Consider the following 16,432-nt stretch of genomic DNA (forward strand, 5'->3'; position numbering starts at 1 on the left):
ACAGTAAAAGGATGCCGTGCCAATGACATGTCGATTTTGGATTACCAGATTCCCCCTGATACTCCGTACCGTCTTAATAGCCTGCTCTGCCATACTGGTGGCCTGCTCAGATTCCAGGTTAGAGCCAATCTCCAGACATGATGTCATTCTGGCCTTTGGTGACAGCCTCACCGAAGGCGTAGGGACCGACAAGGCGACTGCCTATCCCGCAGTGTTAGAAGAATTAACTGGGCAAGGCGTAATAAATGCTGGAATCTCAGGAGAGACCACCACTGAGGGTCTTGAGCGATTTGAACAGACCTTAATCGACTATCAAGCCAGTCTGGTGATTTTATTAGAAGGAGGTAACGACATTTTACGAAACCTACCTGCCAGCCAAACCAAAGATAACCTTGCCCGGATGATCAAAATTGCACATCAACATGACGCTCAAGTGCTACTCGTCGCCGTGCCTCAAAAAAAGCTGTTTTCAGATGCCGCGCCTTTCTATCTCGAATTGGCAGAAGAATACCAAGTGCCTTTGGAAAAGAGCTTACTTGCAGATTTACTGCGTAGCCCGAAATATAAATCTGACCCGATTCATTTGAACACCGCAGGCTACCGAAAATTGGCGGAAGGGCTGTATCAGAGATTAATCGATGAAGGGGCAATCGACAGATAAGCATCGATAATAGCCTGCGCTTCCGGGTTACGTCTGACGACCTGACGATAATGTTTGATGGTTTGTTTAAGGTAGCGAAGATGCGCGGGCCTGGAAAAATCCCACATCTCGTCACCAGTTGAAGCCACAGGTTGAGAGGCATTAAACGAGACGTTCAATAGCTCGTACATGCGACCTTTATCTTCTACCAGGACTTCTGTTTCTAAACCAAGCCCCTGCTCTGCCAGGAAAGTACGAACACGATAGTGATGATAAACCGGGCACAATAGAAAACTGATGCGTGACAAACGTTGAGAGTGCCCAGTGTGTCCAATCGACTTTAACAACCCCTGAATAATGTCAATCATCAAATCGCCGCCAATCCCGGCGATGATGATCAAGTGCCGGTCTTCTGGGGGAAACGTCAACAGATTCAGTTGTGCCACATCCTGACAATGTACTTGCCAGTAATCTTGATGATCTTGCATCTGGGCAATCAAGCGGGCTTCTAACTGCGCCATTAACTCAGGCACCACATCCACAAAATGAATCACGGGTCTGTTTTGCGACACGCCATTCAAGGCAGAATCAGATAGTAGAGCTTGCCCTAACAAGCCATGATCACAACAAGTATCCCAGATATGATCAAAACCCGGTCCACCACTCGTTTCTACAAGATTCACCAAAGTTTGTAGACGTGCACTGAGTTTCATTGCCAGAATTCCAAAAACAGAACTAAAAACCCGCTATCCTACCCCAATAAATTGCCGACGGCCTTAAAAACTAATCAACGTTAAATACCTTTCAACTGTAAATATCACTCGACTGTCACCCGAGAAATCCTTAAAGTACGCAGCTCATTTTTTGTCCATCTCAATTCAGGATTCCTCTCGTGCTTTCGACAGCAAATATCACTATGCAATTTGGCTCCAAGCCGCTCTTTGAAAACATCTCTGTAAAATTTGGCGAAGGCAATCGCTACGGTCTGATCGGAGCCAATGGCTGCGGTAAGTCTACCTTCATGAAAATCCTGGACGGTTCACTGGTACCTACTTCTGGCACAGTGTCACTAACGCCTAACGAGCGCATTGGTAAACTGAATCAGGATCAGTTTGCGTTTGAAGAATACAGCGTGATCGACACCGTAATCATGGGCCACGCAGAACTGTGGGAAGTCAAAAAAGAACGCGACCGCATCTATTCATTACCAGAAATGTCGGAAGAAGACGGCATGAAAGTAGCCGATCTGGAAACCCAGTTCGCAGAAATGGACGGTTATACGGCCGAATCGCGTGCCGGTGAAATTCTACTGGGTGCCGGCATTGCAGAAGAACTACACTTCGGTCCAATGAGCGAAGTGGCTCCGGGTTGGAAACTTCGTGTGCTTCTTGCTCAGGCGCTTTTCTCTGATCCTGATATTTTGCTGCTGGACGAACCAACGAACAACCTGGACATCCACTCGATCCATTGGTTGGAAAGCGTGCTTAACGAACGTAAAAGCACCATGATCATCATCTCGCACGACCGTCACTTCCTGAACTCCGTATGTACGCACATGGCAGACATCGACTACGGTGAGCTGCGTATCTACCCAGGCAACTACGATGACTTCATGATTGCCTCAACGGCGGTACGTGAACGCTTGCAAGCCGATAACGCCAAGAAGAAAGCACAAATTGCCGAACTTCAACAATTCGTTAGCCGTTTCTCAGCCAACGCATCAAAAGCAAAACAAGCCACTTCTCGTGCTAAACAGATTGATAAGATTAAATTGGATGACATCAAACCATCCAGCCGTGTCAGCCCGTTCATTCGTTTCACGCAAGAGAAAAAGCTGCACCGACAAGCCTTTATCCTTGAAAACATGGGCTTCGGTTACGAAGGCGATCACCTGTTCGATGGTGGCAACCTTATTCTGGAAGCGGGCTCCCGTTTGGCGGTAATTGGTGAAAACGGTGTCGGTAAAACCTCGTTCCTCAAGTGTTTGATGGGTGAGCTGAACGCGACCAATGGCGAAATCAAATGGGCCGAAAATGCCAAGTTAGGTTACTGCCCTCAGGACAGCAGCAGCGACTTTGATTGCGACATGACGTTGTTTGATTGGATGAGCCAATGGCGTCGCCCGGAAGACGATGAGCAATCCATCCGAGGCATTCTTGGCCGCATGCTTTTCTCTTCTCATGACATTGGCAAGAAAGTCAGCGTATGTTCCGGTGGTGAAAAGAACCGTTTGTTATTCGGGAAACTGATCATGAGCAATGCAAACGTATTGATCATGGACGAACCGACCAACCACTTGGACATGGAATCCATCGAAGCGTTGAACCTTGCGTTAGAAATGTTCGAAGGCACACTGATCTTCGTGAGCCATGACCGTGAATTCGTTTCATCGTTGGCAACTCAAGTCATCGAGATCAAGGATCACAAGTTAGTGCACTTCCAAGGCACTTATGACGAGTATCTCGCATCTCAGGATTTGCAAGGGTAAACCTCTTTAACCTCCAAACCCTTTGAAACTGGATAATCACAACTGATTAGTCAGAAAAATCTGAAGCAGCAATATCACTTTTGCTGCTTCAGACAGCTTTATCCGTAAATACTACAGCCAAAAAGTTGTGCAAATAGCCAATAATCATGGCAAATTATCAGCCTTAAAAATTCTCCATAGAAAACGGGTAAAAAATCATGATCAACTGGCAAGTATTGGCGTTTAATCAATTGTCTTTGGAACAGCTGTATCAGATCCTCAAGCTGCGCGTTGATATTTTTGTTGTTGAACAAGACTGCCCTTACCCAGATCTGGATAACCTTGATCAACACTGTCGTCATTTGTTTGCCAGCGAAGGCGATGAAATCCTTGCATATACCCGCCTAATTCCGCCAGGTCTGGAACACAAAGGCAGTGTACTAGATCAACAAGCGGCCATTGGCCGGGTGGTGGTATCAGAAAAAGCCCGAGGCAGAAAACTGGGCTATGAGCTGATGCAACGTTCAATCGATGCCGTTTGGGAAGCCACACCAGCAATTCCTATCAAAATCGGTGCGCAACAGCATCTGGAAAAGTTCTACGGTAGCCTGGGATTCAAAACCATTTCAGAAATGTATCTGGAAGACGGTATTCCACATATTGATATGTTGCTTGATCCTGAGAATAATTAAGAGTTCTTATTCCACTTTCAGGCAATGGACATGCAACTGGCGCCACTTATCACTCAAGCTCAGGCACTGATTGAACAGGCAGACCCTCAGTTCCCTGTGCAAATTTTTCATTGCCGAGAGAAGCAACAGCTGCATAGGGTCCATTTCTTCCAGCCTACGTTAATGCTGGTGCTGCGTGGTACCAAACAAATATCCGGGCCTATTGCGACGGATTGCCCGCAAGGAAACCTGCTGCTTGTGTCGAGTGGCTTTGAATTCCCCTTTGCCAATCTACCAGACGACTTCTACATGGCGCTGGTGATTCCCTTCGTACCAGAAGATTTCCCGCACAGAACCGGAAACGGAAATACCGATAAGATCAAAATCTGCTCAGCACCGGCGTCGATATTGACCTTGATTCAACAACTGATGAGCCTAAGTGGCAGCGGCTTACCGGCCAGTGTATTAGCGTCTCGTCGTCAGGAAATAGCCGCGTTACTGACGCATCTTGAGTTAGATGACACACTCCGTTGTCCCGCAACCCCCACCTGGCGAAACAGGGTTGTAAACCTATTACAAACAGACATTGCCAAAGAATGGAAACTGGACGAGGTGTGCAACGCATTAGCCACCAGTGAATCCAACCTGCGCCGTCGACTTCAACAGGAAGACACAGGGTTTCGTGAAGTACTGGAAGATCTCAGGCTCACCTATGGTTTAGGTTTAATTCAAACCAGCCCTCTACCAATTGGTCAGGTAGCCTTGGAATGCGGCTATCAATCGGCGTCTCGCTTCAGCGAACGCTTCAAGAAACGCTTTCATACAACGCCAAGCGAACTAAGACAGGCGCTGTGATTTTCTTAATGCTTCTGCAATACCCATATCTGCAATCCCCATACCTGCAATACTCGTCTCTTTAATACCCTCAACTTTAATAGCCTTGAGCATCCTTGTGGAGTAGGTATCTATCCGACTCAAAAGCACTGTTGAGGTTATCTGTCTTACCAAAACGTCAATTTGGCCGTTTCAGGCAATTTCTTGAACGTTTGCGGCGAACAAACAATTTTCAGATCGATAGACTCTTTCTTATCGAAACAAATAGATAGAACGCACTCGATAGAAATTAGAGGAGTCTCTCATGAAACCACATCAAACAGTTCTAAGCCTTGCCTTGACCAGCCTCTTTGCAACGGCCTCAGCCCATGCGGATATGACACTAACCAGTTCTGACATTAACGCTGGCGAGAAAATGCCAAAAGCTCAGGAGTTTGCAGGGTTTGGCTGCAGTGGCAGCAATTTGTCGCCGCAACTTAGCTGGGCAAACGCGCCTGCCAACACCAAGAGTTTTGCCATCACAGCCTATGACCCGGATGCCCCAACCGGCAGCGGCTGGTGGCACTGGGTTGTGGCAAACATTCCTGCATCAGTCTCAAGTTTGGAAAGCGGTGCCGGATCAGATAACAGCACTATGCCTGCTGGCAGCCAGACATTCCGCACGGACTATGGCAGTAAAGGTTTTGGCGGTGCCTGTCCGCCGGAGGGGGACAAAGCCCACCGTTACCAATTCAAAGTATTTGCACTGGATGTAGACACATTGGAATTACCAGCGGATGGCAGTGCAGCGTTGGTTGGCTATTACCTGAACGCCCACGCGCTTGAAACCGCCACACTGGAAGCCTTGTATCAGCGTTAATTTCTCAGCCACCATTTCTCTGCCGCTAGCGGCAGAGAATGAGAAAACACTGATCGTCAAAGAAGCAGCCGCTGTCCTCCAGACAGCGGTTACTCAAAAATATCAGGAGACATGGATTGTCAAAACAAGACATATCGATGTTTTCCTACGACTAAACTCTTAACTCCCTATGCCGTCTTCTGATCAGCTGCATCCTCCCGTCTATCAGGGCTTACAAGCACAATAGCCATTGTCTTTTTTTGTGAAAAATATTTAGTACTTTTGTATTTATTTTGTTGTATTTGAAACGACATTCCAATTATGTCTGCTAGCTTGAATCTTAGCCTTGAGACCAGCGCCCAGCTGGCTTAAAGCAGACGACCCCTTTCGAGAAACAACGTTTCACTGGCGCTTTTTTCGTAGTTTATAGAATCAGAACACCCGCTTGGGTAGCAGTTGGTACTTCAGCAGTATTAACGCCAGCAGACGAGAAATTTAACTAAATGGAGATTAGTTCGATGTCTACTGACATACCTTCCGTTACAGAGTCCCAAACGACCGGGAATAACCAAGCCCCGCCCACGCTGAAAACGTCCAATGCAGAGACGTCATTGTCCCAATCACAAAAGTCCGCCGACTCGGTGATGAACATTCAATACGCAACTGCCGTGCGATTTGAAGCACCAGCCGTTCCCACCTTCTCGGTGTTTGGTTCTCTGTTATCGGTGTTAAGCCTCTTGTTAATGACTGTGCTTTCCGTGGCGATGTTCATGCAACTAACTGATACCGGGCTCGCCTATGATTTAATCCCGCTGGCCATTTTTAAAGACCTTCCAACAGGCGCTCAGGCAAGCTGGACTTGGATTCCATTTTTATTCACCATTTTTGGTGCGGGCTTAGGGTTCCTATACGAAGGATCGTTATTGGTCACTGGTCACCCATTCCAGTTGATGCGCACGAAGTTTGGTCAGTTCATCCAGAGTGTGCGCTTCCTAAACCTCGCGCCAGTGGTTGCGTCACTGTTCTTCTTCACCTGCAGTATGATGATTGCTCAGGTTGAAATGCGAACAGCGCTGCTTTACCTCTCAGGTGCAGCCACCTTTGGCTTAGGCTTCGCATTGTTCTATGGTGGCGCTCAAACAGCTGTCAGCCTCACGTTATTAGCAACCCAAGTGGTGCAAATCCTGATCGTGCTGGGCGCGGCAACTCATCCACCAGGCGGAGAGCTTGTAACTCAACTGCTGATTGGTCAGGCCGCACTGCAATTAACCTCCCTGTTGATTGGTACGTCTAATCCGTATAAGAGCACTGCGTTCCATGTAATCAGTTCAGTTTCCGGTGTGCTTTTGTTTATGGCAATCATGACCTCCGTGCAGGCGGACAGCTCATTCTCTGCTGACAGAGCCATTGCCTTGCCATCAGGCAGCCTACTGCTTTGGGGCTTTATTGTTAGCTGTGCATTAGGTCTGATTGCCGTAGCGGCAGCGTCTCCTAAGACACTAGCATCTTGGCGTTCACAGACCAGCCAATTGATTTGGACACCTCTCTATTTCTTCCTGGTCAGCGCTAAACGTTTCCCTAAACCATTCAACCTAAGTAAGGTCTACGACAACAACCCACCAGAACAGACACCGTTGAAGCCTTACTATCAGGTGCATCCGGAGTTCTTGCTACAAAGCCTGTCAATCCCGGCTGCGGTGAAGCTTGAAAAGAACGTCACTATTTTTAAACAGCTGGTAAATAAGATCGTTGGCATCTTTAAAGTCATTGCCCTGCTGGATCACTTCTTCCCGCAGGCGAAAGTCGAAGTGCCAATCACAGACAAGCCTCGTATGCCGGTTTGGAGTGACGGACACGACTTCTGGCCGGCACTCTTCACCAAGAACATTTTCGGCATGACCATTCCTGGTTACGGCGGTCACATGGAGAAAACTCCGGAACCTGTGATCGAAGCCTATAAAGAAGGTCAATTGCTCGCTTACCTCACAGAGTTTGGCGTGGCAGCAACCTTTGCTAAAGCCTGCCCTGAAAAAGGCACGGGCTATCTTGTTTCCGACTTCACCTTCCTCGAACGATACGAAACCAAGCCAGACTATGAGCCATACGGTGGTAAAGCGTACTTTAAAGTGAATGCCCAAACCCAACGTCTGGAACTGGTCTCGGTGGTTGCGCCACATACGACTCAGGAGATTCCTGCCAATCCCAATGAAGGCACTTTCCGTTACGCAGAAAGTCTGGTTCTGGCCTCCATGTACTATCAGGTGATCAGTGGTAAGCACTTGGCTGAAATCCACATGACCTACAACCTTGTCGAAGTAGCCATGCATAACTCCTTCGATGTCCAAGGCCAATGGAAGCACCCTTTCCGTACCTTCCTATATCTGCACTTCTTCTCTCATGAATTGGCAGAAGAAATCACTACAGAACACTTGGTACAAGAAGGGGCGGTATTCAACCAAATCTTTGCTACCACCCATGACGCATTGATCAATCACCTGAACGACTGCTATTACGACTTCCAATACGGGGAAGACGAGAACTTCGAAGAACGTGCGGCCTTGATGACCATGCCTATTCAGCCAGGGGAAGCACAAGCTAAGATCCTTCCAAATGCCTGTATTAACTGGGAGTTGGAATACGCTGCGATTTGGCACAAGTACACCACAGCGCTCATCGACATCATCTATCCGGATGATCAAGCGGTGCAAAACGACGGCTACTTACAAGATTTCCACAAAGCCCTGTTGGAAGTGCTTGTAAACGGTCTGCCAGAACGCTACCACGGGTTCCAGACCAAAGAAGGTGTCGCGCGCTTTGCCTCTGATACCATCCACCATACGGTAGTTCGTCACCAGGTGTATGGCACTACGGGTGTGAAAGCAGCGCTTGATCCTCGTATTGGTTCACCACAAATTCCAAAAGATCTGGGCACACCCGCCGTTGATGAATGGCGTTCGTTGGCCTACGTTGCATTGGCAACCGGTCGCGCTCGATTCACCTTGTTGATGAATGATTTCACCTACTTATTAGACGGTATTGACGAGAACTACAAACGTGCGATGAAACCTGTATTCGATCAGTTACAGGCGGATTTGAAAACCTTAGAAGAGAAATGGAACAGCACTGAAGACGAGAAGGACTACAACACTAATTACTTCCGGGCTATACCATCTAAGTTACATACTGGTCCGGGCTATTAACGAACAGTAAAACCTAACGTTTCATAACCCACAGAGCTGATCTTGCATCAGCTCTGTTTTTATCTGCGATAGGCTTATTATTCACTCCACACAGCCAGTTCATTGCCGCTGGGCTCTTCAAAATGAAAGCGTCTTCCACCAGGGAAAGAAAAAATCGGTTTTACAATCTTGCCACCCGCGTCTTCCACCGCCGCCAACGTCTCTTCCAGATTCTCACTAAACAAAACAATAAGTGCGCCACCATGTTCAGCCTTGGAGGTTAGCGCCGCTTGATAGAAGCCACCATCCAGACCTTGATCAGAAAAGGCGGCGTATTCCGGACCGTAATCCAGAAACGACCAACCAAAAGCCTTCTCAAAAAAGGCTTTCGTCGCTGTCAAATCCTTTGCTGCGTATTCCACGTAATTGATTTTTCCATGTTCTTTCATTTCAACGCCTTCCCTTCTATAAATGAATCGTCACTAGGTTAGATTAGCCCAGATCACTGTGAATAACTCAACGCCTAGACCATTTATCACCCTGCAATAAATCTACGCATAAAATGCTTGATTTTTACATTAATCCACAAGCAAAAAAGCTGACTTACTGTACTAATTTTGATCTGAACAAAATTCTAGCACTTTCTTCTAAGCCAGTATTTATAAGGGGTTGAGCGACTTACTAGACACTTATTCAATAAGTTATACACAGCAACAGTGGATAACTTTGATGTACATTCGATAACCAATTCACACGAAATGAACCAAAAAATCAAAAGTCAACGCATATTTTTATGATTATTCACATTCGATTTAAGATTACATTCATATTTAGAACAACAATTCAATCTTGTTCCAGATAAACCCACAAAAATCATAACTAATTGATTTTTATAGACTTTATTAAATCAGTACATTTTTGATACGTTTTTTAAATTTCCGCTTAAAACGGGCGTTTGAGCGATTTCCACAGAACTTAATAACAGAGTTATCCACAGAAACTGTGAATAACCCCGATTTTTCATTATTTTGTAAAGAATTAGACTTCATTCTTTAATTTAAATATCACATTACTTTCCAAACTCGTTGCATCTGAAGCGCTTCTTCCACTTCCTTAGCTCGACGCTCAGAGGACATTTGTTCTAATAAAGCCAACGCTGCTTGGTAACTCACAACACTGCCATTGGACGTAATTACATTGCCATCGATCACATAGTTGGTATCGAACTGGACATCCACCTTTGGGTAGGCGCTCTCCAAGTCCGATTCACCACCTGCCCAAGTAGTCGCTTTCTTGCCATCAAGCACGCCGGCTTCAGCCAACACAAAAGCACCAGAGCAGTTACTTGCCATCCAGTCAGCGGTTTTAGAGGTCTTCTGAATGTACTGAATCAAAGCCTGGTTCTCTAGCAAGGAATCCATGTCGTAGCTACTCGGCATCAACAACACATCAACCTTCGGCTGATCCTTCACATGAGCGTCTACTTTTAAGGTAATGCCCTCTTCGGTGGTGATCAGTTCCGATTCCCCAACATTAATTACTAAGGTTTCATAATCAGAGAACCAGCTCTTCTTGCTGGCAATACCGAACACTTCAATCGGTGCCGTCACATCGGAGCTCAACACCCCATCAAATACGATGATGCCAATGCGCTTGTCGTCCGCCATCGCAGGAGTCGACATCACTGCACCGGATACGGCAGCACTGAGTAACACCGCGCCCATTGTTAAACCACGAATTCTACCCGTCATAACAGGTCTCCTATTCAGTAAATGCAATTAAATTAAACGTAAGTAAAAGGTGATACGAATTTTATGCCTAAGAATTAAGTGCTTAAATATCACGAATAGAACTTCACTAATGACACTTTTTCACCAATACTTTCAGCCTGATCAGTAATAATGAGATCAGTAATAATGTGCTCAGTCAGTCCTTCGAAATACGGCATCTATGGATAAGTTAAATCTGTTAAAACTCTTCATCACAGTGGTGGACCGCGGCAGTTTTGCCTCTGCATCTTCAGCGCTGGGGTTATCACCCTCGACAGTGAGTAAGGCCATTGCGCGTCTGGAAAGCGATCTCAAACTCTATTTATTTCATCGCACCACTCGCCAACTGACCTTAACCGAAGCTGGCACAGCCTATCTGGAAACGGTACGAAAGCTCCTGACAGAATTGGAGCAATGCGAGAATCAACTGGTACAAAGCAACGATGCGCCACAAGGCCGTTTAAAAATTAACGCGCCTGTGGCCTATGGTCGACGCTATCTTTTGCCCTTACTAGGCGAGTTTCATCGGCAGTACCCACAGATAACTGTCGACCTGAGTCTCGAAGACGCGTATGTGGATATGATCGAACAAGGCGTCGATATATGCATTCGAAGTGGTTCACTCGATGAATCCTCAATGATTGCCAAACAACTCAGCCCGATGGATTTCATCACCTGCGCATCACCTGACTATCTGGACAATCTAAAAAGCACACTTCCGGTTTCTGAAGACGACTACTACGATCACCCCTGGATTCGTTTTCGCTTTAAACAGACAGGTAAGCTCATGCCGATCCTCGTTAATCAGCCAGAACATGCACTTGCTCGAAGTCCTGGCGAAGATTTCATTGTGGATGACGGCGAGGCGATGGCCCAACTCTGCGCTCAAGGCTTGGGCCTGACACAAATGCCTCATTTCCTGGCACGCGATTGGTTAAATTCGGGGGAGCTGGTGCCCGTCACACCTTTCGTTCGGGGTAAGGGATTTGGGGTATGGATGGTCTACGCCAAACGCCAGTTTCAACCCGCCAAGATACGTGCGTTTTTGAACTTTATGAGCACTCAGATTGAAGCGGGTGGTGAAACGCAGTTTAAGACATGGGCGGAAGATCTTACGCCTTACTCTGCTCACGCTTAAGCCAAATCATATCGTTGAATGACGGGGTAAGCACGGCCCTGCTCCGTCAATTTGCTTTCAAATAAGACAAAAGACGACACAGTCAATGGCATGACCTCTAACGACTGATCAAAGAAAGTAACGATGGACTGATCATCTTCTTGAGTTCTACGCGATTGCCACCTTCCCCGGGCCAGCGTTATGTGAGGGTGATAAGGCCGTGAATCCACCTCCACACCACAGTCTTCAACAATCGGGCAAAGCGCCGTATGCAGTCGTTGAAAAGGCATAATCGGCTCGACACCCGCCCATAAAACAGCCGGTTGAGTCTTACGACCAAACGCACCTAAAGAATGAATACGGACGTCAAACCCGGGGATATCCTGAACCGAGCTATGAGAATTCAATGAGGCCAGAACCCGCTCTTTAGGAACCTCGCCTAGGTAATGTAGGGTGATATGAAACAATTCTGGAGACACAGGTCGAATGTGCCGGGTTTGCGCCGGAGAATATTGACTTAATCGATGTTGAATGTCGGAAGACAACTCAATACCAAGAAACAACACTGACATTCGATCCGCCTTTTTCCATACCGACTAGGGCACCAACATCCACCCACCAGCGATAACCAACACACCACCTAATATCCGACTTAACCACACGCCTTTAGTGATCGCTTTTTCGATCAACACAACAATGGTTAGAATCAGAATCCATTTAAGATTCATCACTCCTGTGACAAACAGCAATGCCATCAAAAACCAACAACAGCCCAAACAATACTGACCGTGTTTAATGCCCAGCTGAAGTGCGCCGCTTATCCCCTCCTTCCAGTGCGTTGAGAGAATGCTCAAGGGCGAGCGACAAAAATTAAGACATCGTAGTTTGAGTGGCGACCATTGATAGATGCCCGCCACAATCAACAAGGCCGCGCTGAGCCCTTCACTGGCGCTGGTCATCATCGGAGAGAGCATTGCCCAACGATGTAACCACCACTGCAATAAGGTCATGATGACACTGTAAAACGCCCACACCAGCAGATAACCAGCCACAAAATACACGGTTCGGGTATACGCAGTGTGGCGCGACAGCCGTTGTCGGTTCATGCGATCCACCAGCATCACCACTGGGGTGGCAGAAGGCAACATCATCCCAGCCATCATCACGGCCCACATTACGAACAACATCAGTAAGTCGGAATAACGCCACTGCTCTACAGGCGACATGTTCATGGTCATAAAAAAGACCATATAAACCCAACTGGCGAGAATAAAGATCAAGAGCGTGATTAACGTAAGCCAGGTATTCAGATCACGCTCTTTGAGCAACTTGAAATCCAAAGCTGAGCTCCTTAGTGGTTGAGAGATTCCCTAGTTACTCCAATTAGAAACCGCTTTGGCGGCGAAATGCCCCACATGTTCAAAGGCAATTCCACCATGCTTGATCGACATGGCTTTGGATTCACCGATGTTACCGTCGTCCCACATGAAACCGCCATCTGGGAAGGTAATATGAACGTTTTGCTCCTCTCCCGTCACAGGGTTCATCAGTGGCGTGTGCTCAACCTCTAACACGCCTTCGATAGAAAACGACGAGCGTTTGTCATCCACCACCATACTAATTGGCGCCTGAATTGGCCCATCAAATTCGGTAAACGTTCCGGCAATGGCTTCAACCGGCATACCGCCCGCCTGACCAGACATAATGGTCGCCAGGGCCGTTACCTGTTCGGCAGTCGCCGTAGAATCAATGAACAACACCCCTTTACCATTGCCTTCATGAATGGCTTTGGGCCACATCGCCGCAAAGACCATCTTCAGACCGGACAAATCCAAGTCATTAAATTGCCCATTGATAATCAGGAAACCAAGAATTGCCTGACAGCTTCCGTCCGCACTGTCAGGGAATCCACCAAACTGACAACCACAACCATGACTACAGTTGCAGCACTCAATCTGGTGCATCGACAATGACCACTTATTTTCACCAGACATATACTCACCACTTATCTCATAAGAGTGTCAGAAGTATAGTTCAGTCCCATCGGAACAAGCCGTCTTTGATACAACTAAAGCATGGGTTTTCATCAACACTGCAGCCCAAAAAAGGAATAACCAAACACGTCCATCTTGAACTGTTCAGTCAGCATTTCGTCCACATAAATAGGTTACGGTCTTACAAAGGAGACCTTTTTTCAGCCCAACAAATACTATAGAGTACATAAAATTCACGGATTCACTTTGCCAGACAGGACGTCTTAGTATGAAAATATTCATTAAGCTGATGTTATTAGCAGTGGTTGGTGCAGTCGTCGCGCCGATGTTTCTTAAGGGACCTGACGGTAAACCCATTATGGACGTCACAGATTTTGCCCCCTCTGCCTCGTCTGAATCAGCCTATGTCTCAGCCTCTGAAACCTCGTCCAAGCTAACCACCGTCTATAAGTGGAAAGACGAAAACGGCCAATGGCACTTCTCGGATAACCAAGCTCAAGGTTCAAATCACGAAACCCTGAAATACAATCCTAACGCCAATGTAATTCAGTCTCTTCAAATGCCTGAAGAACCGGAATACGCAGAGGCTATGCCTGGGGGAAGACCTCTATACGCGGCCAATGTGCTAACGACGTCTTCCAAAAAGAAAGAAGAAGATCTTGATTTAGAAGGGCTGGAACCAGAAGCAGTCAAACGAATTAAACGAGCTCTTGCCTCGAGTAATAATGGCAAGGGCAATGCGAATGCCAACAACACCGACGGCGTCTCAGGCATTAGTCTAACCACAATACCGCTGTCTGAGATACCTAAGCTGATTGAAGATGCCAAGAACGTCCAAGCGCTTCTGGATAAACGAAATGAACAATTAGAAGAAGCGATCAGTAAGACAGTACGATAAGCCTCTCGCACTCTTTCGAATCAAGCCCCGACTCGTCGGGGTTTTTTATTGCCTATAGGTTATTACCCATACGTTTAGCTTACACGAAATGACTTAGTTAACAGCTTCAAAAAACGCTTTCAACAAACCACCTCGAATGGGCACTTCGAACCCCGGTAGTGACCTCAATCTGCAATACAGTTGTCACAGTGACTCGTCAGGATAGGCGCCTTTATTTGGGCCGGGTCAAACACCTACCTTCGGTCAGCGACTCATTTACAGTCAATGGCTTATCCGCGACCACGACATTACAACCTCGATTCCATAGCTCAGATAAAAACAAGACAAAGGAAGCTAACACATGTTGAAAAAACTATTACCTATCGTCGCCTCTGGCGCATTGGCCCTAAGTGCTGTAACAAACGTTTCAGCAAACGATACGCCGCTGTGTACCGACTTTAACAACCTGGATAACGCACCGTATTTCTACTATCCAGACAAAGACGGTTTCCGTTATTTCTGGAACAAATGGTTATCAGCAGACATCCCTTTCCACATGGGCCATGACACCATTATTGGTGAAGGCCAAACAGCCACTGTGATCGGTAAATTCGACTACGGCGCAGTAGCACATAAGGATCTGGAATTTGAATACGTTAAAGCCTATGTCTACGGCGGCGAAATGTCCGACTGGCAATACATTGGCAAATACAAAACCAACAGCGACGGTAAAATCTACGTGGACGTAGACGGATTAGACGCAGGCCACTATCAAGTGAAAATGGTTGTAGTGGGAGATCTGTCAGAAGCCAACTCATACATCACCGTTGTGAAGCCTGGCACCAAGGCAGTTGTCTTTGATATCGACGAAACCCTGACCACCAGCGACCTTGAACAAGTCCTTGATTACACGGGCATCGAAGCCGCTGATGCTCGTGGTGGTGCAGCTGAGCTAGTGAACAACTACGTTGCAAAAGGCTACCACCCGCTGTTCATTACCGCTCGTACTTACTGGTACGCCAAAGGCACACGTCACTGGTTGAGCGACCACCTAGACGTACCTGAAGCGACCCTTCGCACCACGCTTAGCAACGAAACCGGATTATTCCAAACGGCGGAATACAAAGCTGCAGTGTTAGAAGAAGTAAAAGCGGCTGGCCTGGACGTTGTTCGTGCCTATGGTAATGCAACCACCGACATCGAAGGCTTCAGCCAAGGCGGCGTACCTTTAGAAGAAATCTACATCGTAGGTAAAAACGCTGGCGCAATGGGCTCACAAGCCATCGAAGGGGAAGACTACTGGTCGCACCTTTACAGTGTGGTAGAAGACACGCCGGATAGCGGATGTGCGCGTTAATAATTGAATAGATTCTGACATCATTCAATTAATCAATAAGGCGGTGTTCACAGTTAAAGGCACCGCCTTATTTATATCGTCGATATAAGATCCACAAATCAGTGGGTATTTCTTCAATTTTCTGTTGTGATTCCCAAATCAACAGCCCTTGGTCTGTCATGGAACCGATTAAGCCATCCGCAAAAATGAAGTTTCCCTGCTGACAAACAGAAGGAAACAGATCCTTCCTGATGGATTCTCCTGGCTCCTGAAAGGATCTGGTTAACGAGAACTCACTGAACTGTTGGAAGAAGGTCACATCCAAAGTCGCACCCCCCATTTCGGCAGAATACGCACCATCAAACTCAGTGTTAGCTCGATAAAACTCAGAAATATTCTGAACCTCTGTTCCAACCAACACCCTCTTCGGCACAGCGCGGATCGTTAGCTCATGACAATGACTCTCAGTGTAGAGCGCCTCTAACTCCAGAGAATAGCCCCCCCTTACCCATACAGTAATAAGAAGACATAACCCTATTATCGATCCTTGCTTGAGCGACACAATTCAACTCTCAGTCGATGTCTAACCAAAACACATAAACAAAAAATAGTTAATTCCAAAGGAATTCACATCGCTATTTTATAAGCTTAGCTCTTCAATTACTGTCATACTTTCCCCTTTATTCCACACTCACACTGATTAACTCTTA

16 protein-coding genes are annotated in these 16,432 nt (G+C 46.9%); 9 read left to right on the forward strand and 7 right to left on the reverse strand.

All coding sequences use genetic code 11. From position 1 onward, the window contains the following. Window positions 1-22 precede the first annotated feature (22 nt). On the forward strand, window positions 23-661 hold the full coding sequence (locus tag QQL66_RS20360) for a GDSL-type esterase/lipase family protein (protein ID WP_284384017.1): 639 nt from the start codon (window positions 23-25) through the stop codon (window positions 659-661). Here QQL66_RS20360 and QQL66_RS20365 read toward each other — a convergent pair. After that, a complete protein-coding gene (locus QQL66_RS20365; RefSeq protein WP_284384019.1) occupies window positions 625-1,353 on the reverse strand; it encodes a tRNA (adenine(22)-N(1))-methyltransferase in 729 nt (242 codons plus the stop codon). The genes QQL66_RS20360 and QQL66_RS20365 overlap by 37 nt on opposite strands. A gap of 179 nt (window positions 1,354-1,532) precedes the next feature. Between QQL66_RS20365 and QQL66_RS20370 the strand changes: the two genes are divergently transcribed. The 5 genes from QQL66_RS20370 (at window position 1,533) to QQL66_RS20390 (ending at window position 8,650) form a co-directional block, all read left to right on the forward strand. After that, window positions 1,533-3,128: an ABC-F family ATPase gene (locus tag QQL66_RS20370; protein WP_284384021.1), complete on the forward strand. Its 1,596-nt coding sequence runs from the start codon at window positions 1,533-1,535 to the stop codon at window positions 3,126-3,128. A gap of 197 nt (window positions 3,129-3,325) precedes the next feature. After that, window positions 3,326-3,799, forward strand: a complete 474-nt coding sequence (locus QQL66_RS20375; protein WP_284384023.1) for a GNAT family N-acetyltransferase — start codon at window positions 3,326-3,328, stop codon at window positions 3,797-3,799. Window positions 3,800-3,829: 30 nt separating this feature from the next. Further along, on the forward strand, window positions 3,830-4,633 hold the full coding sequence (locus tag QQL66_RS20380; RefSeq protein WP_284384025.1) for a helix-turn-helix transcriptional regulator: 804 nt from the start codon (window positions 3,830-3,832) through the stop codon (window positions 4,631-4,633). 283 nt (window positions 4,634-4,916) lie between these two features. Beyond that, window positions 4,917-5,471, forward strand: coding sequence for a YbhB/YbcL family Raf kinase inhibitor-like protein (locus QQL66_RS20385; RefSeq protein WP_284384027.1), 555 nt, complete (start codon window positions 4,917-4,919; stop codon window positions 5,469-5,471). A 497-nt stretch (window positions 5,472-5,968) separates the two neighbouring features. Next, window positions 5,969-8,650 (forward strand): hypothetical protein, encoded by a 2,682-nt coding sequence (locus tag QQL66_RS20390; protein ID WP_284384029.1) that lies wholly within the window; start codon window positions 5,969-5,971, stop codon window positions 8,648-8,650. A gap of 77 nt (window positions 8,651-8,727) precedes the next feature. Here QQL66_RS20390 and QQL66_RS20395 read toward each other — a convergent pair whose 3' ends face one another. Together QQL66_RS20395 and QQL66_RS20400 are read right to left on the reverse strand one after the other, a co-directional pair. Then, window positions 8,728-9,078 (reverse strand): VOC family protein, encoded by a 351-nt coding sequence (locus tag QQL66_RS20395; RefSeq protein ID WP_284384030.1) that lies wholly within the window; start codon window positions 9,076-9,078, stop codon window positions 8,728-8,730. A 615-nt stretch (window positions 9,079-9,693) separates the two neighbouring features. Beyond that, window positions 9,694-10,380 carry a DJ-1/PfpI family protein gene (locus QQL66_RS20400; protein ID WP_284384032.1) on the reverse strand — a complete coding sequence of 229 codons (687 nt, stop codon included), beginning with the start codon at window positions 10,378-10,380 and terminating at the stop codon, window positions 9,694-9,696. Window positions 10,381-10,579: 199 nt separating this feature from the next. On the opposite strand from QQL66_RS20400, the gene QQL66_RS20405 reads away from it, so the two are divergent. Beyond that, window positions 10,580-11,536 (forward strand): LysR family transcriptional regulator, encoded by a 957-nt coding sequence (locus tag QQL66_RS20405; RefSeq protein ID WP_284384034.1) that lies wholly within the window; start codon window positions 10,580-10,582, stop codon window positions 11,534-11,536. Here the strand turns inward: QQL66_RS20405 and thpR are convergent. Genes thpR through QQL66_RS20420 form a run of 3 tightly spaced genes read right to left on the reverse strand, consistent with a single transcriptional unit; the run spans window position 11,533 to window position 13,509 of the window. Next, the gene (gene thpR / locus QQL66_RS20410; protein ID WP_284384036.1) at window positions 11,533-12,087 is read right to left on the reverse strand and encodes an RNA 2',3'-cyclic phosphodiesterase; all 555 of its coding nucleotides are present in this window, start codon (window positions 12,085-12,087) and stop codon (window positions 11,533-11,535) included. The genes QQL66_RS20405 and thpR overlap by 4 nt on opposite strands. 24 nt (window positions 12,088-12,111) lie before the next feature. Further along, on the reverse strand, window positions 12,112-12,855 hold the full coding sequence (locus QQL66_RS20415; protein WP_284384037.1) for a DUF2182 domain-containing protein: 744 nt from the start codon (window positions 12,853-12,855) through the stop codon (window positions 12,112-12,114). A 30-nt stretch (window positions 12,856-12,885) separates the two neighbouring features. Next, window positions 12,886-13,509, reverse strand: a complete 624-nt coding sequence (locus tag QQL66_RS20420; protein ID WP_284384039.1) for a DUF1326 domain-containing protein — start codon at window positions 13,507-13,509, stop codon at window positions 12,886-12,888. Window positions 13,510-13,777: 268 nt separating this feature from the next. Between QQL66_RS20420 and QQL66_RS20425 the strand changes: the two genes are divergently transcribed. After that, window positions 13,778-14,407, forward strand: a complete 630-nt coding sequence (locus tag QQL66_RS20425) for a DUF4124 domain-containing protein (protein ID WP_284384041.1) — start codon at window positions 13,778-13,780, stop codon at window positions 14,405-14,407. A 340-nt stretch (window positions 14,408-14,747) separates the two neighbouring features. Then, entirely contained in the window at window positions 14,748-15,743 is a 996-nt protein-coding gene (locus tag QQL66_RS20430; RefSeq protein WP_284384042.1) for an LNS2 domain-containing protein, read from the forward strand. A gap of 67 nt (window positions 15,744-15,810) precedes the next feature. On the opposite strand, the gene QQL66_RS20435 is transcribed toward QQL66_RS20430, so the two are convergent. Continuing rightward, a complete protein-coding gene (locus QQL66_RS20435) occupies window positions 15,811-16,284 on the reverse strand; it encodes a hypothetical protein (protein WP_284384044.1) in 474 nt (157 codons plus the stop codon). Window positions 16,285-16,432: the final 148 nt, after the last annotated feature.

This window comes from Litoribrevibacter albus, assembly GCF_030159995.1.
Taxonomy (GTDB): Bacteria; Pseudomonadota; Gammaproteobacteria; order Pseudomonadales; family Litoribrevibacteraceae; genus Litoribrevibacter; species Litoribrevibacter albus.